At 66.3% G+C, this 16,451-nt stretch carries 20 protein-coding genes and 1 pseudogene; 3 read left to right on the top strand and 18 right to left on the bottom strand.

Annotation, left to right across the window (positions count from 1 at the left end; translation table 11 throughout):
* From QM789_RS11475 to QM789_RS11420, 12 genes and pseudogenes are all read right to left on the bottom strand, one after another.
* Positions 1 to 174 (bottom strand): DNA gyrase inhibitor YacG, encoded by a 174-nt coding sequence (locus QM789_RS11475; RefSeq protein ID WP_420352030.1) that lies wholly within the window; start codon positions 172 to 174, stop codon positions 1 to 3.
* A complete protein-coding gene (locus QM789_RS11470; RefSeq protein WP_420352029.1) occupies positions 171 to 1,211 on the bottom strand; it encodes a ribonuclease E/G in 1,041 nt (346 codons plus the stop codon). Before QM789_RS11470 ends, QM789_RS11475 begins: the two co-directional genes overlap by 4 nt.
* Entirely contained in the window at positions 1,208 to 1,771 is a 564-nt protein-coding gene (locus QM789_RS11465) for a Maf family protein (protein WP_420352028.1), read from the bottom strand. Before QM789_RS11465 ends, QM789_RS11470 begins: the two co-directional genes overlap by 4 nt.
* On the bottom strand, positions 1,768 to 1,986 hold the full coding sequence (gene infA, locus QM789_RS11460; protein WP_036636451.1) for a translation initiation factor IF-1: 219 nt from the start codon (positions 1,984 to 1,986) through the stop codon (positions 1,768 to 1,770). Before infA ends, QM789_RS11465 begins: the two co-directional genes overlap by 4 nt.
* Positions 1,987 to 2,073: 87 nt before the next feature.
* On the bottom strand, positions 2,074 to 2,940 hold the full coding sequence (locus tag QM789_RS11455) for a carbon-nitrogen hydrolase family protein (protein WP_420352027.1): 867 nt from the start codon (positions 2,938 to 2,940) through the stop codon (positions 2,074 to 2,076).
* Positions 2,937 to 3,521 (bottom strand): GNAT family N-acetyltransferase, encoded by a 585-nt coding sequence (locus tag QM789_RS11450; protein ID WP_420353297.1) that lies wholly within the window; start codon positions 3,519 to 3,521, stop codon positions 2,937 to 2,939. Before QM789_RS11450 ends, QM789_RS11455 begins: the two co-directional genes overlap by 4 nt.
* On the bottom strand, positions 3,518 to 3,928 hold the full coding sequence (locus QM789_RS11445) for a ketosteroid isomerase-related protein (protein WP_420352026.1): 411 nt from the start codon (positions 3,926 to 3,928) through the stop codon (positions 3,518 to 3,520). Before QM789_RS11445 ends, QM789_RS11450 begins: the two co-directional genes overlap by 4 nt.
* Positions 3,925 to 4,380: a low molecular weight phosphatase family protein gene (locus QM789_RS11440; RefSeq protein ID WP_420352025.1), complete on the bottom strand. Its 456-nt coding sequence runs from the start codon at positions 4,378 to 4,380 to the stop codon at positions 3,925 to 3,927. The genes QM789_RS11445 and QM789_RS11440 overlap by 4 nt, the downstream gene beginning before the upstream one ends.
* A pseudogene (locus QM789_RS11435) lies at positions 4,380 to 4,858 on the bottom strand (UPF0262 family protein). Before QM789_RS11435 ends, QM789_RS11440 begins: the two are co-directional and overlap by 1 nt.
* Entirely contained in the window at positions 4,858 to 6,186 is a 1,329-nt protein-coding gene (hisD, locus tag QM789_RS11430; protein WP_420352024.1) for a histidinol dehydrogenase, read from the bottom strand. The pseudogene QM789_RS11435 and the gene hisD overlap by 1 nt, the downstream one beginning before the upstream one ends.
* A gap of 56 nt (positions 6,187 to 6,242) precedes the next feature.
* Complete coding sequence (locus QM789_RS11425; protein ID WP_420352023.1) at positions 6,243 to 6,638, bottom strand: VOC family protein; 396 nt, start codon at positions 6,636 to 6,638, stop codon at positions 6,243 to 6,245.
* Positions 6,639 to 6,680: 42 nt separating this feature from the next.
* A complete protein-coding gene (locus tag QM789_RS11420) occupies positions 6,681 to 7,973 on the bottom strand; it encodes an Nramp family divalent metal transporter (protein ID WP_420352022.1) in 1,293 nt (430 codons plus the stop codon).
* 127 nt (positions 7,974 to 8,100) lie between these two features.
* On the opposite strand from QM789_RS11420, the gene mntR reads away from it, so the two are divergent.
* Both mntR and QM789_RS11410 read left to right on the top strand, forming a co-directional pair.
* Positions 8,101 to 8,529, top strand: a complete 429-nt coding sequence (gene mntR / locus QM789_RS11415; RefSeq protein WP_420352021.1) for a manganese-binding transcriptional regulator MntR — start codon at positions 8,101 to 8,103, stop codon at positions 8,527 to 8,529.
* On the top strand, positions 8,529 to 9,185 hold the full coding sequence (locus tag QM789_RS11410) for a GntR family transcriptional regulator (protein WP_420352020.1): 657 nt from the start codon (positions 8,529 to 8,531) through the stop codon (positions 9,183 to 9,185). Before mntR ends, QM789_RS11410 begins: the two co-directional genes overlap by 1 nt.
* On the opposite strand, the gene QM789_RS11405 is transcribed toward QM789_RS11410, so the two are convergent.
* From QM789_RS11405 to QM789_RS11380, 6 genes are all read right to left on the bottom strand, one after another.
* On the bottom strand, positions 9,182 to 10,012 hold the full coding sequence (locus QM789_RS11405) for a dipeptide ABC transporter ATP-binding protein (protein ID WP_420352019.1): 831 nt from the start codon (positions 10,010 to 10,012) through the stop codon (positions 9,182 to 9,184). The two genes, QM789_RS11410 and QM789_RS11405, sit on opposite strands and share 4 nt — an antisense overlap.
* Positions 10,009 to 10,848 carry an ABC transporter ATP-binding protein gene (locus QM789_RS11400; RefSeq protein ID WP_420352018.1) on the bottom strand — a complete coding sequence of 280 codons (840 nt, stop codon included), beginning with the start codon at positions 10,846 to 10,848 and terminating at the stop codon, positions 10,009 to 10,011. Before QM789_RS11400 ends, QM789_RS11405 begins: the two co-directional genes overlap by 4 nt.
* 4 nt (positions 10,849 to 10,852) lie before the next feature.
* The gene (locus QM789_RS11395; protein ID WP_420352017.1) at positions 10,853 to 11,752 is read right to left on the bottom strand and encodes an ABC transporter permease subunit; all 900 of its coding nucleotides are present in this window, start codon (positions 11,750 to 11,752) and stop codon (positions 10,853 to 10,855) included.
* Positions 11,749 to 12,756, bottom strand: coding sequence for an ABC transporter permease subunit (locus QM789_RS11390; protein WP_420352016.1), 1,008 nt, complete (start codon positions 12,754 to 12,756; stop codon positions 11,749 to 11,751). The genes QM789_RS11395 and QM789_RS11390 overlap by 4 nt, the downstream gene beginning before the upstream one ends.
* Before the next feature lie 57 nt (positions 12,757 to 12,813).
* The gene (locus QM789_RS11385; RefSeq protein ID WP_420352015.1) at positions 12,814 to 14,412 is read right to left on the bottom strand and encodes an ABC transporter substrate-binding protein; all 1,599 of its coding nucleotides are present in this window, start codon (positions 14,410 to 14,412) and stop codon (positions 12,814 to 12,816) included.
* A gap of 156 nt (positions 14,413 to 14,568) precedes the next feature.
* Positions 14,569 to 14,991 carry a hypothetical protein gene (locus tag QM789_RS11380; protein ID WP_420352014.1) on the bottom strand — a complete coding sequence of 141 codons (423 nt, stop codon included), beginning with the start codon at positions 14,989 to 14,991 and terminating at the stop codon, positions 14,569 to 14,571.
* A 35-nt stretch (positions 14,992 to 15,026) separates the two neighbouring features.
* Between QM789_RS11380 and QM789_RS11375 the strand changes: the two genes are divergently transcribed.
* Positions 15,027 to 16,412, top strand: a complete 1,386-nt coding sequence (locus QM789_RS11375; protein ID WP_420352013.1) for an aspartate aminotransferase family protein — start codon at positions 15,027 to 15,029, stop codon at positions 16,410 to 16,412.
* Positions 16,413 to 16,451: the final 39 nt, after the last annotated feature.

The raw sequence follows: 16,451 nt of genomic DNA, 5'->3' as shown, positions 1-16,451 counted from the left end.
CTAGTGGATCGGTTCCTCGGGCGTGCCGGGGACGGGATCCTCTTCCTCGGTGATATTGCCGGGGATGACGTAGGAACCGTTCAGCCAGCGCGCCAGATCCACATCCGCGCAGCGCTTCGAGCAGAACGGCCGATATTTCGGATCGCTGTCCTTGCCGCAGATCGGGCAGCTCATGCCTGCCCCCCGATCAGCGTAGAGAGTACCGCCCGGTCGCGTTTGCGCACCAGTTCGTAATTGCCCAGCGGGGTCCAGCCGGCAAGGCTCGTCTCCGCCGCCTCGTCCTTGAAGGCCACGCGCAGTTGCTGTTCCAGCGTGGCGCGGTCCTTCTTCGGCATCGGCGCGAAATCGACCACCACCTGCCCACCCAGGCCGCGCAGCCGCAACTGCCGCGGCAGGTCGCGCGCGGCGGCGATATTGGCCTTCAGGCTGGCCGCCGGGGTGGTGTCGTTGCCGGTATTCACATCCACCGCGATCAGCGCGCGGGTGGGTTCGATCATCATATGCCCGCCGCCCGCAAGCGCCACGCGCGGCGACAGCAGTGCATCCAGCGCCTCCAGCACGCCATGATCGCCGAAGCCCTCGACCACCTCATCCGGCACCGGGTCCGCCCATTCGCGCCAGGCTTCCTCATGCGGTGCGGGGGCATCGACCAGCAGTTCCGGCTCGCCCGTGGTGTCGGCGGTCACTGCCTCGGCCAGTTCGCGCAACGCGGCGATGTCTTCGACGATCTCGCCGTCCTCGGCGCCTTCGCAGGCAGAGCGCAGGATCAGGCCCATCTCCGAGCCCTCCATCACCACCCGCGCCAGCGCCTGAAGCCCCTCGCGGGTCTCCTCCTCGCGGATCCGGCGCGAGACGTTCAGCCCCGGCGCGCCGGGCGTGACGATGCCGTAGCGGCCCTTGAACAGCAGCCGCAGCGAGACCGGAAGCGCCTTGCCCGGTTCGGTGCCGCCGGTGACCTGACAGATCACGTTCTGCCCCGGGGTCAGGCCCTTCGCCTCGCGCAGGAAGCCCTTCTCGCCGCCGGGCAGCTTGACGAAGACGCCGCCCTGGCCCTTCATCTGCCGTTCGACCCGGCCCCGGCAGATCGCGCCGGGCGCAAGCGTCATCGCCTCCGAGGCGTCGATCAGCAGATCCTCAAGCTGGCCGTCCACCATCAGCGCGGCGGCTTCCAGCCCGTTCACTTCGCCCAGAACGACGATCCGTCCCTTCATGTCCGCACCCCCGCGGCCCGCAGCAGGACCGCCGTTTCCGCCAGCGGCAGGCCGACGATTCCGGTGAAAGATCCCTGGATCCATGGGATGAACGCGCCGGCCATTCCCTGAATCGCATAGCCCCCGGCCTTGCCCTCCCACTCGCGCGAGGCAAGGTAGCCGTTGACGTCTTCGTTCGACAGCGGGCGGAACTTCACCACGCTGTCGACCAGCCGCTCCCGCAGGCCCTGCGCGCTGCGCACGGCAACGGCGGTCAGCACATGATGGCGGCGACCGGACAGCAGCCAGAGGAACTCCGCCGCTTCCTTCTCATCCGCAGGTTTGCCCAGAATCCGCCGCCCGCAGGCAACGGTGGTATCGGCGCACAGGATCACCTCATCCGCCGCGCAGGGCAGGGCGGCGGCCTTCTCGCGCGCCATGCGCGCAACGTAGTCGCGCGCGCTCTCGCCCTTCACCGGCGTTTCGTCGATGTCGGGGGCCCGCACGTCGGCAGGCGTCAGCCCCAGCTGCGCAATCAATTCGCGGCGGCGGGGGCTTGCGGAGCCGAGGATCAGCTTCACTTGAACCGATAGTTGATGCGGCCCTTCGACAGGTCGTAGGTGTTCATCTCAACCTGCACCTTGTCGCCGGCCAGAACGCGGATGCGGTTCTTCCGCATCTTCCCTGCCATATGCGCGATGATCTCATGGCCGTTTTCAAGCTCGACCCGGAATGTCGCATTCGGCAGGAGTTCCTTCACGACGCCGGGGAATTCGAGCATTTCTTCCTTGGCCATGGTCACTCCAGAATAGGCACCCGTGGGAGTCGCGGGCGGGGCTCATATGCGCCGGGATCACGCAAAATTCAAGCCATATGTCAGGGATCAGCGCGAAACGGTGATCCGCGCCGCCTGTGCCACCTGTTCGGGCCAATGCGCGAAGGTCAGGACGGCGCCCTCCGCGCGGGTCTGCGCGACCCGCCGCAGGTCCACCTCCGCCCGCACCCAGCCGGGGGTGTCGAGCCCCCCTTCGGCAAGTATGCCGGTCTCTGGCCAGCCGCTGTCGGATGGCCCGTAAACCGCTGCGGCACCACGGTTTTCGTCGATCGCCGGGCACCAGGGCGCGGCCCCCACTGTGGGGGATTGCACCGTCACGCATTGGCCTTCCAGGGCCCGCGCCATCGCCCCCACCTTCACCCGCCAATAGCCTGCCAGCGTGTCCGTGCAGGAGGGCACCAGCAGGATTTCCGCCCCCGCCTCGCACAGCGCGCGGGCGAGCAGGGGAAATTCGCTGTCGTAGCAAATCACCACCCCGAGCCGCCCGAGCGCGGTGTCGAACAGCGTCAGGCCGGAGCCGGATTCGATATGCCAGATCTCGCGCTCGAACCGGGTCATGATCGCCTTGTCCTGATGGCCGATCAGGTCGTCCGGGCCGAACAGGCTGGCCCGGTTGAGCCGCCTGCCGCCCTCGATCACCGGGCCGGAGGGGGCGAGGATATGCAGGCCATGTTCCCGCGCCAGCCCGTCGAACAGCGCCTCCATCGCCGGGCGGTGGCGCGCGACCTCCTGCAACGCCCGTTCCAGATCCGCGGCGACCTCGGCCCCACCCAGCGACGCCAGTTCCATCGCCCCGTATTCCGGGAAAACCAGCAGATCGGCCCCGGCGGTTTCGACCCAATGGCGGATCTTCGCCGCATAGCTGGCCCAGTCGTCATGCCAGTCGAGCGGGAAAGCAGCCGTCGCGATCCTCACAGCGTACGCCCCCAGAATTGCAGTGGTTTTTCCGTCTGTTCACTGTCACCCAGATCTGTCCAGCGGAAATGCGCGACCACCCCCGGCATCGGCGCATAGCCGCGCTTGCGCCAGAACCCATCCAGCGGGCGATAATCCGCAGGCCGCAGCGGATGCACCGCCGGACGCAGCACCGAGCAGAAGGCCGAATACCCCCGCCCAAGCGCGCGGGCATGGGCCTCGCGCGCGTCAAAGAACGCATGGCCCAGCCCGTGGCCGCGATAGTCCGGCAGCAGCACCGATTCGGCGCAATAGAACACATCGCGCAGCGCGAGGCCCGTGCCCGTGAAGGGCGCGGCGAAATCCTCGGCATGGTCTTCGAGCGGCGTGCCCGTGGCCGCCCCCACCAGCCGGGGGCCGTCGAAGGCACCGACCACCACCGCACCGGCGCCATGATAGCTTTGCAGATAGCGGCGTTCGTAGTCCAGCGAACCGGCGTAGATATAGGGCCAGTCGCGGAACACCGCGATCCGCAGCCGCGCCACATCGTCGAGCGCGGCGTCAAGTGCATCGCCCGTCAGAACCCGGACCTCCACCATCAGCTGACCTGACGGATCCAGTCGGCCAGATTGTAATAGGTGGTGATCCGCGCGATCTTCCCGTCGCGCAGGGTGAAAAATCCGCCGGCGGGCAGCACATATTTCTGGCCGCGCGCCTCGGGCAGGCCGGGGTCGGTGACCAGATAGGTGCCATGCACGGTGAATTCGGCGGCGGCGCGGGTGCCGTCGTCGGTGGCCATGACGGTCACGCCTTCCAGCTTCTCGCGATAGCAGCGGGTCATGTAGCCATTGAATTCGCGGAACTTTTCGCGGCCCTTGCGGATCAGGCCCTCGTTCATGTGATGCTCTATATCCTCCGTCACCAGCGATTCCATGGTGGCGGTATCGCCCGCGTTGAAGGCGGCGTAATAGGCTTCGATGGTCTTTAGGGCGGTAGCGCGGGACATCATTCCTCCGTAGGCGGACCGAAACGTTTGATCAGGTGGTCACGGATCTGGTCGCGGGTCTGGCGATAGGCGCTCAGCCGGGCTTCGCGGGTTTCCCCAAGCCCGGTCGGATCCATGATCGGCCAGTATTCCACCTCCAGATGATAGAATCGCGTCAGTTCCTGCGCCTGCCGCAGGGCGGCGGGGCTCAGCGCGATGATCAGGTCGAAGGCGCCCAGATCGTCGCCCCATTCCTGCAATTCGGTGAAGGACCGGGAACGGTGGCGTTCCAGATTCACGCCGACCTCGGCGCAGACCGACACGGCGAAACCGTCGATCTCCAGGTCGTTCTTCACCCCCACGGACTGCACATAGGTCTGCCGCCCGTAGAATTTTTTCATCATCCCCTCCGCCATCGGCGAACGCGTGGCGTTGTGGTCGCAGCAGAACAGGACCGATTGGGGAAACTCCGGCATCACGTCACGGGGGTCAGCACGCAGACCAGCGTGAACAGGCGCCGCGCGGTGTCGATGTCGATCCCGGCCTTGCCTTCGAGCCGCTCCTGAAGGATCCGGGCGCCCTCGTTGTGGATGCCGCGCCGGGCCATGTCGATCGCCTCGATCTGACTGGGGGGAGCTTCTTCACCGCTTCGAAATAGCTGGCACAGATCTGGAAATAATCCTTCACCGCCTGTTTGAACGGGCCGAAGGAGAGGTGGAATTCCGCGACCTTGGCGCCATCCTCGGTGGTGGTGTCGAAGACCAGCCGCCCGTCCCGCACCGCCAGCTTCAGCGCGAAGGGCCCCTCGGGCGCGGGCACGCCGTCGCGGCCGGGGATGGAGAAGCTGTTGTCCTCCAGAAGGTCATAGATCGCGACCCGGCGCTCCTGCTCGATTTCCGGGCTGGGCGCGGGCAGGCCGCTGTCGTCGATCTCAAGCCGGGTGATCCGTGGCATCAGGCGTCCTCCTCCTTCAGGGCGTCTGCGGCGTTCAGCGCGTCGAGCCGCGCCCGCACGGACAGGCCGTGTGCTTCGAGGCTTTCCGACGTCGCCAATGTCTCGGCCGCGGGGCCGATGGCGCGCAGCGCCTCGGGCGTCATCTTGGCAAGGGTCGTGCGCTTGAGGAAGTCCAGAACCGACAGGCCGGATGAAAAACGTGCCGACCGTGCCGTCGGCAGCACATGGTTCGGCCCGCCGACATAATCCCCGATCGCCTCGGGCGTCCACGACCCAAGGAAGATCGCCCCGGCGTGGGTGATCAGCAGGCTGAGCGCATCCGGATCCTCGACGCAAAGCTCCAGATGTTCGGGCGCGACGCGGTTCGACAGTTCCGCCGCCTCGGCCAGATCGCGGGTGACGATGACGGTGCCATAGTCGCGCCAGCTCGCCCCGGCGATTTCGCGCCGCGCGAGGGTGTGCAGCCGCGCCTCCACCGCCTCCATCACCTTGCGGGCCATGCTCTCCGAAGGCGTCAGCAGCAGGGCCTGCGCGCTCTGGTCGTGCTCCGCCTGGCTCAGCAGGTCGATGGCGACCCAATCGGGATTCGCAGTCTCATCCGCGATTACAAGAATCTCCGACGGCCCGGCGATCATGTCGATGCCGACCTTGCCGAACACCCGCCGCTTCGCCGCCGCCACATAGGCGTTGCCCGGTCCGGTGATCTTGTCCACCGGCGTGATCGTCGCGGTGCCATAGGCCAGCGCCGCGATCGCCTGCGCCCCGCCGATCCGATAGACGGTATCCACCCCCGCCAGCCGCGCCGCCAGCAGTACCAGCGGATTGACTGCGCCGCCGGGCGTGGGGCAGGCGATGACCAGCCGCTCCACCCCCGCGACCTTCGCCGGGATCGCATTCATCAGCACCGAGGACGGATAGCTCGCCAGGCCCCCGGGCACATAGAGCCCCGCCGCCGAAACCGGGGTCCAGCGCCAGCCGAGTTCCGCGCCCGTGGGGTCGGTCCAGCGCGCATCTTCGGGCATCTGCCGTTCGTGATAGGCCCGGATCCGGTCGGCCGCGAGTTCCAGCGCCGTGCGTTCGGCCGCAGGCACCTGCGCCAGATGCGCGTCGATCTCGTCCTGCGAAAAGGCCAGCGTTTCGGGCGTCAGCTCCAGCCGGTCGAATTTCGCCGTCAGGTCGATCACCGCCCGGTCGCCGCGCGCCCGCACATCGGCGATGATGTCGGCCACCGCCGCATCGACATCCGGGCTGTCCTCGCGCTTGAGGCCCAGAACTGCGGTGAAGCGGCTGTCGAAATCGGTGTCGCGGGTGTTGAGGATATGCGGCATGGCGGCCTCCTGTGTCTCGTCGATGGCATAGGGCCAGTCGGCCTGTGGGGCAAGCCTCAGAGGAAGCGTCCGCCGCGTTGCAGCACCTCGATCTGATAGCCGTCCGGATCGGCGATGAAGAAGAACCGGGCGAAGACCTCGCCGCCGGGGGCGAAATCCACCATCTTGCGCGGCGCAAGGCCCGCCTCGGTCAGCCGCGCATGTTCCGCCGCCAGATCGGCCACCGAAACGGCCAGATGGCCATAGCCCTCGCCCGGGGCATAGGGTTCGGTTCGGCCCTTGTTCACCGTCAGTTCCAATTCAAACCCCGTTTCCGGATTCGACAGATAGATCAGCGTGAACTCCGGGAAATCCAGCCGCTCGGCGACCTTCAGCCCGAAGGCCGTGTCGTAGAACGCCACGGAGCGCGCTTCGTCGAGAACGCGAATCATCTGGTGGATCATTTTCGCCATGCGGATCTCCCTGCCTGCCCCGAGGGATAGGGGCGGGCGGGGTCAGGTGTCAAGAAACGGGATCGGCACGCCGAAAAAGGCACCCAGCAGGATGAAGTTCAGTGCCAGCACCAGCACCGCCCCCAGCGTCGCCGCCACCCGCGTCAGCGGACGCGCGACGAAATCGCCCATCACCCGACGGTTGCCGATGAAATGGATCAGCGCCAGCATCGGCACCGGCAGCGCGATCGACAGCACCACCTGCGACAGCACCAGCGCATCGGTCGCGTTCACCCCGGCCAGCACCACGGCAAAGGCGGGCACCATCGTCACCGCGCGGCGCACCCACAGCGGCACCTGAAAGTGCAGGAACCCCTGCATCACCATCTGCCCCGACATCGTGCCCACCACCGAAGACGAAATCCCCGACGCGATCAGCGACACCAGAAACACCCCCGCCGCCGCCGAGCCCAGAAGCGGCGTCAGGGTGTGATAGGCGGTCTCGATCTCTGCCACCTCGGGATTGCCGGCATGGAAGGCCGAGGCCGCCATCATCACCATGGCGATGTTCACCATTCCGGCCACCGCCAGCGCAACCACCACCTCGATGTTGGAGAAATGCAGCACCCGGCGTTTCTGATCGTCCGAATGGGTCGTGGCGCGGTGCTGGGTCAGGCCCGAATGCAGGTAGATCGCATGCGGCATCACGGTGGCGCCGATGATGCCCACGGCAATGGTCAGTGCGGTGGCATCGGGGATCTGCGGCGTGACAAGGCCCGTCGCCGCCTCGCCCCAGGCGATGGGCGCGATCCAGACCTCGATCAGGTAGCAGATGCCGATCACGCCCACCAGCGCGCCGATGATCAACTCCATCGGGCGGAAGCCGCGCCCCTCGAACATCAGGATGCCATAGGTCACCAGCGCCGTCACACCCATGCCCCACAGCAGCGGCATTCCGGTGAGCAGCGAGAGCCCGATCGCCCCGCCCAGGAATTCGGCCAGATCGGTCGCCATCGCAGCGACCTCGCTCACCGCCCACATCACCCAGACCAGCGGGCGGGGCAGGTTCTCGCGGCTCAGTTCCGCCAGATTGCGCCCGGTGACGATGCCGAGCTTCGCCGACAGCCCCTGAAACAGCATCGCGATCAGGTTCGCCATCAGCACCACCCACAGCAGGGTGTAGCCATAGCCCGCGCCCGCCTGGATGTTCGTCGCGTAATTGCCCGGGTCCATATAGGCGACCGAGGCCACCACCGCCGGCCCGGCAAAAACCAGAAACGAAAACGGCCCGCGCCGGCGTCCTTCCAGAACCTCCGACATGGCCGCCTGCGCGCGCCCCGACAAACTTCCCTGCATCTTGCTCTCCTGTGCCGCGGCGCCGGTTTGAAGCCGAGGCTACAGAGTTGTCAAGCGGCGACATTGTGGGCCGGTTCACATTCCGTTGCCGGGGCTGTAAACTGTCACCGGAATGACAGGAGGGCGCATGGAGCAGGTTCAGGAAGACCCCGGGCACGGGTCCGAAAGGTTCCACCATGCGCGGGCGGCGCAGTCCGTCGCCGTGCTGGAAGACTATGCCGAGATGATCGACGATCTGATCGCCCAGATGGGCGAGGCGCGGATCACCGACATCGCCGCGCGCATGGGCGTGACCCATCCGACGGCAACGAAGGCCGTCGCGCGGCTCAAGCGCGAGGGGCTGGCGGTGTCGCGGCCCTATCGCGGCGTGTTCCTGACGGAGGAGGGGGCTGCGCTGGCGGCGCGGGTGCGGGCGCGGCACCGGGTGGTGGTCGATCTGCTGGTGGCCGTCGGCGTGCCGCCCGAGACCGCCGAGATCGACGCCGAGGGGCTGGAGCATCACGTCTCCGATGTCACCCTGCGCGCCTTTGAACAGTTCCTGGCCGGGCGCGGCTGATGGAGACGAAAGCGCCCGCCCACCTGAACACCTATCTGGGGATCCGGGAGATGATCCTGTCGGGCGACCTCGTGCCCGGGCAGCCGGTGACGATCCAGGGGCTGGTCACCACGCTCGGCGCCGGGATGACCCCGGTGCGCGAGGCGCTGCGGCGGCTGACATCCGAAGGCGCGCTGCGGTTCCATGACAACCGGCGGATCACGGTGCCGCTGCTGACCGTGGGGCAGGTGGATGAGTTGATCTTCGCGCGGCTGGCGCTCGAACCCGAACTCGCGCGGCGTGGGGCGGAGCGGCTGACGCCCGGCGACATTTCCCGGCTGGAGGGGATTGACCGCGCGCTGGATCGGGCGATGCAGGCGGGCAATATCCGCGACTACATGCTGTTCAACCACCGCTTCCACGCGACGCTCTACAATGCCGCGGGAACCGAGGTGATCGAGCCGCTGGTCGATACGCTGTGGCTGCGCTCGGCCCCGGCGCTGCGGGTGATGTGCGGGCGGTTCGGGGCGCAGAACCTGCCCGACATGCACCGCGCGGCGCTGGCGCATATGCGGGCAGGGGATTCCATCGCGGTGGCCGTGGCGATCCGGGCGGACATTCTTCAGGGGCTGGAGAATGTCCGCGCCCTGATCGCCGCCGGGGAAGCGCTGGTCTAACCCCGGAGCGCCGCGCGCCGGGCCACCCGGGCGCGGATCGCCTCGACATCCGTCACCGGCGTTGCGGCGAACAGCTGGCGCGTATAGGGGTGCTGCGGATCGGCAAAGATCGCCTCGCGCGGGCCCTGTTCGACCACCTCGCCCTTGTGCATCACCATCACGTCATCGGCGATATAGCGGATCACCGAAAGGTCGTGGCTGATGAAGACATAGGTCAGGCCGAATTCCTCCTGCAAATCCGCCAGCAGGTTGAGCACCTGCGCCTGCACCGACAGATCCAGCGCCGAAACCGGCTCATCCAGCACCAGCAGCGCCGGGTTCAGCATCAGGGCGCGCGCAATCGCGATCCGCTGCCGCTGCCCGCCCGAGAACATATGCGGGTAGCGGTTGAAATGCTCGGGCGCGAGGCCGACCTTCACCAGCATCGCCTCCGCCCGCTCCCGCCGCTCCGCCGCCGGGATTTTCGTGTTCAGCAGCAGCGGCTCCATCAGCACATCGCCCACCTTCTGCCGTGGGTTCAGGCTGCCATAGGGGTTCTGGAACACCATCTGCACCTTGGCGCGCAGGGCATGGTCCGGGCGGCGGCGGGAAATGTCCACCTCCTGCCCGTCGATCTTCAGCACCCCGCCCGACTGATGGTCGATCAGCGCGACGATCCGCGCCAGCGTGGATTTGCCCGAACCGGATTCGCCGACGATGGCCAGCGTCTTGCCCTTTTCCACCGCGAAAGAGGCGCCCTTCACCGCGCGCACCGTCTTGGCCTTGGCGAACATCCCGCCCGGGACTTCGTAATCCTGCGTCAGGGCAATGCCTTCGACCACGCTCATCGCACGCCCTCCGCGCCGAAGAAGTCCGACACCGTGGGCAGCCGGTCGCCCGTCGCATTCTCCGGCAGGGCCGAGAGCAGCGCGCGCGTATAGGGATGCTGCGGCGCCTCGAACAGGGTCAGCACGTCGGCTTCCTCCATCTTGTGGCCCTTATATTGCACGATCACCCGGTCGGCGGTTTCGGCAACCACCCCCATGTCATGGGTGATCAGGATCAGCGCCATGCCGTGCCGCTCCTGCAAATCCATCAGCAGGTCGAGGATCTGCTTCTGGATCGTGACGTCCAGCGCCGTGGTGGGTTCGTCCGCGATCAGCAGGCGCGGATTGGTGGCGATGGCCATGGCGATCATCACCCGCTGACACTGCCCGCCCGACATCTGATGCGGGTAGGCGTGGATCTTCGTTTCGGGCTCCGGGATGCCCACGGCCTTGAACAGCTCCACCGCACGGTCCCGCGCCGCGTGATGCGACAGGCCGAGGTTCAGCCGCAGCACCTCCTCGATCTGGAAACCCACGGTGAAGGAAGGGTTGAGCGAGGCGATCGGCTCCTGAAAGATCATCGTGATCTGCCGACCGATGATGGCGCGCCGCTCCCGCGCCGTCATGCGCAGCAGGTCGTGGCCGTCGAAGGTCATCTCGTCCGCCGTCACCGTCGCGGTATCGGGCAAGAGCCCCATCACCGCCAGCATCGACACCGACTTGCCCGAGCCGGATTCCCCGACGATCGCCAGCACCTCGCGCGCGTCAACGGAAACGTCGATGCCATCGACGGCGGTGAAGCTGCCGGTGGAGGTGGCGAAACGCACCGTCAGGTTGCGGATGTTCAGGAGTGCCATCGCCTCAGCCCTTCTTCAGCTTCGGGTCGAGCGCGTCGCGCAGACCGTCGCCCATCAGGTTGATCGCCAGAACCGAGATCAGGATCGCCAGCCCCGGGAAGGTCACCACCCACCAGGCGCGCAGGATGAACTCCCGCGCCTCGGCCAGCATCGTGCCCCATTCGGAGGCAGGCGGCTGCGCCCCCATGCCCAGAAACCCGAGCGCCGCCGCATCCAGCACCGCCGAGGAAAAGCTGAGCGTCGCCTGCACGATCAGCGGCGCGAGGCAGTTGGGCAGGATCGTCCTGAACATCAGCCGGATGTTCCCCGCCCCGGCGACCCGTGCGGCGGTGACATATTCGCGCGCCTTCTCGCCCATCACCGCGGCGCGGGTCAGGCGGGCGAAATGCGGCTGATAAACGATGGCAATCGCGATCATCGCGTTCAGCAGCCCGGGCCCCAGAACCGCGACCAGCACCAGCGCCAGAAGCAGCGACGGGAAGGCCAGGATCACATCCATCACCCGCATGATCACCGTATCGACCCAGCCGCCGAAGAACCCGGCGATCGTGCCGATCAGGATCCCGCCGAACAGCGCGATCGACACCACGACGACGCCGATGAACAGCGAATATTGCGCGCCGTAGATCAGCCGCGACAGCATGTCCCGCCCGACCGCATCGGTGCCGAGAAGATAGGCGGAACGCCCGCCCTCCTGCCAGACCGGCGGCACCAGAAGCGCATCGCGGTACTGCGTCGTCGGGTCATGCGGCGCGATCACCGCGGCGAATACCGCCGCCAGCACCAGCAGCACGAACACGATCAGCCCCGCGACCGCGCCCCGGTTCTGCCGGAAGTGATACCAGAAATCCGCCAGCATCTGCCGCCGGATCGCCGCATCGGAAAGTTTCACGGTCGCGGTCATTTGTGGCGGATCCTCGGGTTGATGAGACCATAGGTCAGATCGACGATCAGGTTCACGATCATCACGATGGCGGCGATCAGCAGCAGGCCGGACTGCACCACCGGGTAATCACGCCGCGAAATCGAGTCGATCATCCATTTGCCGATGCCGGGCCAGCTGAAAATCGTCTCCGTCAGGATTGCGCCCGCCAGCAGAACGCCGACCTGAAGCCCGATCGTGGTGATCACCGGGATCATCGCGTTCCGGAGCGCATGGACCATCACCACGCGGGCGCCGGGCATGCCCTTGGCGCGGGCAGTGCGGATGTAATCCTCGCCCATCACCTCCAGCATCGCCGAACGGGTCTGCCGCGCGATCACGGCCAGCGGGATCGTCGCCAGCACCACGGAGGGCAGGATCAGGTGCGACACCGCCGAGGTGAACGCCCCCTTCTGCCCGGACAGCACACTGTCGATCAGCATGAAGCCGGTGACCGGCGGGAAGAAATACATCAGGCTGAGCCGCCCCGACACCGGCGTCCATTGCAGGATGCCCGAGAAGAAGATGATCAGCAGCAGCCCCCACCAGAAGATCGGCATCGAAAAGCCGACCAGCGCCGCCGTCATCGACAGCTGATCGAACCACGAGCCGCGCCGGATCGCCGCCAGAACCCCCACCGGGACGCCGACCAGCGTGGCGATCAGGATGGCGCAGACGCCAAGCTCCACCGTCGCCGGGAACAGCGCCAGGAATTCTGCCATCACCGGCTTTTTCGTCACCAGCGAATTGCCGAGGTCGCCGTGGAGCAGCCGCACCAGGAAATCCCAGTATTGCGCGAGAAAGGGTTTGTCGAAGCCGAGCTGACGCGCCAGTTCGGCATGCCGTTCGGGCGACAGCCCGCGTTCGCCTGCCATCAGCAGGACCGGATCGCCCGGCAGCACCCGCACGAAGCCGAAGGCGACGAAGGTGATGCCCAGGAAGGTCGGCACCAGATAGGCGAGCTTGGTGAGAATGAAGCGTATCATGCGAATCTCCGGCGGGCGCAGGGGAACCCCGCGCGCCCGCCCGTTGTCAGAACCGGATCATTCGAGATCGACGTGCTCGAAGGTGAAGTCACCCAGCGGGCTCATGGTGAAGCCGGTGACATTCGCCCGCATCGGCACGAATTGCGTCGAATGCGCCAGCGTGTCCCAGGGCGCCTGATCCTTGAAGATCACCTGCGCCTGTTCATAAAGTTTCGTGCGTTCCGCCACATCCGAGGTCTTCTTCGCCTGCGTCAGCAGATCCGAGAATTCCTCGTTGCACCATTGCGCCCGGTTCGCCCCGCCCTGCGTCGCGGCGCAGGACAGCAGCACCGTCAGGAAGTTGTCCGGATCGCCATTGTCCCCGGTCCAGCCCATGATGACCGCGCCCTTGCGGTCCGGATCGCTCGACTTCTTCAGATATTCGCCCCATTCGTAGGAGACGATATCGACCTTCACGCCGACCTTGGCGAGGTCCGACTGCATCAGTTCGGCGGCGCGGCGCGCGTTCGGCATATAGGGGCGCTGCACCGGCATCGCCCAGATCTCCATCGACAGATCCTTCACGCCGGCCTCGTCGAGCATCTTCTTCGCCGCTTCCGGATCATAGGGGTCGTCCTGAATGGCGTCGTTATAGGACCACATCGTCGGCGGGATCGGGTTCTTCGCCACCTGACCCGCGCCCTGGAACACCGCGTCGATGATCGCCTGCTTGTTGATCGCCATGTTCAGCGCCTTGCGCACCTCAACCTTGTCGAAAGGCGCGACGGTGGCGTTATAGGCCAGATAGGCGACGTTCAGCCCCGGCAGTTCATCGACCTTCAGGGCCGGATCGGCCTTCATCGCGGCCACGTCGGCGGGCGACGGATAGGGCATCAGGTGGCATTCGCCCGCCTTCAGCTTCTGATAGCGCACGGCGGCATCGGGCGTGATCGCAAAGACCAGATCGTCGATTTTCGGCGCCTCGCCCCAATAGTCGGGGTTCTTCTGGTAGCGGATCACCGCATCCTTCTGATAGGCGACGAATTTGAACGGGCCGGTGCCGATCGGCTTGTTGTTGAAGTCTTCCTTCGTGCCCAGCTTTTCCAGCGTATCGGCATATTCCTTCGACACGATGCGCATGAAGGGCATGGCGAGGTTGGCGATGAAGGGCGCCTCGGGATGGGTCAGGGTGACCTTCACGGTGTAATCGTCGACCTTCTCGATCGACTTCACCAGTTCGGGCATCTCCATCGACTTGTAATATTCGTAGTTCACACCCGGCACATATTCATGCCACGGGTTGGTGGCATCGCCCTGCCGGACGAAGCTGAACACCACGTCATCGGCGGTCAGGTCGCGGGTGGGGGTGAAGACGTCGTTCGACTGCCATTTCACGCCCTTGCGCAGGTGGAAGGTGTAGACGGTGCCATCCTCGGACACGTCATAGCTTTCGGCGAGCGCGGGGAAGACCTCGGTCAGGCCCGGCTTGAACTGCACCAGCCCGTTGTAGACCGCATGGCCCGAGGCATCAAACGTGGTGCCGGTGGTATAGGGCGCGGGGTCGAACCCTTCGGGCGAGGCTTCGGAGCAATAGACGAAGGTCTTCGCAGCCAGCGGCCCGGCGGCGGTGAGCGCAATGGCAGAGGCAGCGAGAAGGCTGCGGGTGCGGAATTTCATAAGGCTTCCTTTCCACTCACTGTTGAAGGTCGTTCGCCCGCGGGTTCTGCCCGGCGGGACGGGGCCCGGGGGTGTTGACCGGCCCGTCAACTTCCTTCCGGTTCCTCACATCTTTGCGATCCGTATTCAAGGCGTAACACGGCGTCATGTAAAGGCTTATTCAAACGGCGCGTCGATCCGTCCGGCAGGTGGACAGAACCAGCGCGGTCCGGCCTGCGTCATATGCACGATGCCCTCCAGCCGCACGCCGCATTCGCCATAAACGCACAGCATCGGCTCGATGGAAAACACCATGCCGGGGGCGAAGGGGGGCCGCGACGATGAACGGGTCTTCGTGGGGGTCGAGGCCGAGCCCGAGGCCGGGCAGGTCATAGCCCGGACCGAACCCATCCGCGCCGCCGCCATACCGCGCCACAGGCCCGCAAGCCGCGCGTGCAACTCCGCAACGGGGATCGCCGGTGCCGCGACCGGGCCAATGCGTGGTCCAGATCGGTGATGCGCGTCTCCTTTGCCGGACCCGATATGCACCCCGCGCCGGTCGGTTTCCTGCCCGCGTTGACGCCCGGATAATTTGATCATATTTTGAGGGCAACCCATATGCACAGGAGGTTATCGTGCGCGAGAACCAGCTTCCCACCGCCGAGTTGCAGGCGCTCGACGCCGCCCATCACATGCACCCGTTCACCGATGGCGCTGCGCTGAACAGGAAAGGCGCCCGGATCATCACCCGCGCCAAGGGCGTCTGGCTGACCGACAGCGAGGGGGAGGAGATCCTCGACGGCATGGCCGGGCTGTGGTGCGTCAACGTCGGCTACGGGCGCGAGGAACTGGCCGAGGTGGCGGCGGCGCAGATGCGCGATCTGGCCTTCTACAACACCTTCTTCCAGACCTCGCACCCGCCGGCGATCAAGCTGGCGAAGCGGCTCGCCGATCTGGCGCCGGGCCCGCTGAACCATGTGTTCTTCAATGGCTCGGGGTCGGATTCCAACGACACCAACCTGCGGATGGTGCGGCATTACTGGGCGGCGCTCGGCAAGCCGGAAAAGAGCGTCGTGATCTCGCGCTGGAACGGCTACCATGGCTCGACGATGGGGGGCGGCTCGCTGGGCGGGATGAAGGGGATCCACGCGCAGGGCGGCCTGCCGATCCCGGGCATCACCCATATCGACCAGCCCGACTGGTGGTCCGAAGGCGGCGATATGGCGCCCGAGGAGTTCGGCCTCGCCCGCGCGCGGCTGCTGGAACGGAAGATCCTCGAAATCGGCGCCGACAAGGTTGCGGCCTTCATCGCGGAACCGGTGCAGGGCGCGGGCGGCGTGATCATCCCGCCCGCCACCTACTGGCCGGAGATTCAGCGGATCTGCCGCGAATACGGTATCCTGCTGATCGTGGACGAGGTGATCACCGGCTTCGGCCGCACCGGAAACTGGTTCGGCAGCGAGACCTTCGGCATTCAGCCCGATATCATGACCTGCGCGAAGGGGCTGACCTCGGGTTATATCCCGATGGGGGCGTCGCTGGTTTCGGATCAGATCGCCGAGGTGATCAACAACGCCGATGAATTCGCCCATGGCTATACCTATTCGGGCCATCCCGTCGCCGCCGCCGTGGCGCTCGAAAACCTGCGGCTTCTGGACGAAGAGGGGATCATCGACCGCGCCCGCGCCGAAATCGCCCCTTATCTGAAGGCGCAATGGGAGGCGCTGGCCGATCATCCGATGGTCGGCGAAGCGAAGATCGTCGGGCTGATGGGGTCGATCGCGCTGACGCCGGACAAGGCGGCGCGGGCGAAATTCGCGGCCAAGGAGGGCACCGTGGGCTATATCTGCCGTGAGCGCTGCTTTGCCAACAACCTGATCATGCGCCATGTCGGCGACCGGATGATCATCTCGCCGCCCCTGGTGATCAGCAAGGACGAGGTAGACATCCTGATCGCCCGCGCGCGCAAATCGCTGGACGAAGGCCATGCCAAGGCGAAGGCCGAGGGGCTGATGGCCTGAACGGAAAGGGCCTGCCGGATCGCTCCGGCAGGCCATGGG

Origin of the sequence: Paenirhodobacter sp. (assembly GCF_047600745.1) — a bacterium.
Taxonomy (GTDB): Bacteria; Pseudomonadota; Alphaproteobacteria; order Rhodobacterales; family Rhodobacteraceae; genus Rhodobacter.
The sequence above is the reverse complement of the archived record's forward strand: the minus strand, read 5'-3'. Positions and strand labels throughout refer to the sequence as shown.

Coding starts and splice junctions, on each gene's coding strand:
- QM789_RS11425 (WP_420352023.1), bottom strand. CDS start 6,638: ATGGCGAAAATGATCCACCAGATGATTCGCGTTCTCGACGAAGCGCGC.
- QM789_RS11385 (WP_420352015.1), bottom strand. CDS start 14,412: ATGAAATTCCGCACCCGCAGCCTTCTCGCTGCCTCTGCCATTGCGCTC.
- hisD (WP_420352024.1), bottom strand. CDS start 6,186: ATGCCGCATATCCTCAACACCCGCGACACCGATTTCGACAGCCGCTTC.
- QM789_RS11475 (WP_420352030.1), bottom strand. CDS start 174: ATGAGCTGCCCGATCTGCGGCAAGGACAGCGATCCGAAATATCGGCCG.
- infA (WP_036636451.1), bottom strand. CDS start 1,986: ATGGCCAAGGAAGAAATGCTCGAATTCCCCGGCGTCGTGAAGGAACTC.
- QM789_RS11380 (WP_420352014.1), bottom strand. CDS start 14,991: ATGATCAAATTATCCGGGCGTCAACGCGGGCAGGAAACCGACCGGCGC.
- QM789_RS11400 (WP_420352018.1), bottom strand. CDS start 10,848: ATGGCACTCCTGAACATCCGCAACCTGACGGTGCGTTTCGCCACCTCC.
- QM789_RS11420 (WP_420352022.1), bottom strand. CDS start 7,973: ATGCAGGGAAGTTTGTCGGGGCGCGCGCAGGCGGCCATGTCGGAGGTT.
- QM789_RS11405 (WP_420352019.1), bottom strand. CDS start 10,012: ATGAGCGTGGTCGAAGGCATTGCCCTGACGCAGGATTACGAAGTCCCG.
- QM789_RS11390 (WP_420352016.1), bottom strand. CDS start 12,756: ATGATACGCTTCATTCTCACCAAGCTCGCCTATCTGGTGCCGACCTTC.
- QM789_RS11395 (WP_420352017.1), bottom strand. CDS start 11,752: ATGACCGCGACCGTGAAACTTTCCGATGCGGCGATCCGGCGGCAGATG.
- QM789_RS11440 (WP_420352025.1), bottom strand. CDS start 4,380: ATGCCGGAGTTTCCCCAATCGGTCCTGTTCTGCTGCGACCACAACGCC.
- QM789_RS11445 (WP_420352026.1), bottom strand. CDS start 3,928: ATGATGTCCCGCGCTACCGCCCTAAAGACCATCGAAGCCTATTACGCC.
- mntR (WP_420352021.1), top strand. CDS start 8,101: ATGGAGCAGGTTCAGGAAGACCCCGGGCACGGGTCCGAAAGGTTCCAC.
- QM789_RS11410 (WP_420352020.1), top strand. CDS start 8,529: ATGGAGACGAAAGCGCCCGCCCACCTGAACACCTATCTGGGGATCCGG.
- QM789_RS11470 (WP_420352029.1), bottom strand. CDS start 1,211: ATGAAGGGACGGATCGTCGTTCTGGGCGAAGTGAACGGGCTGGAAGCC.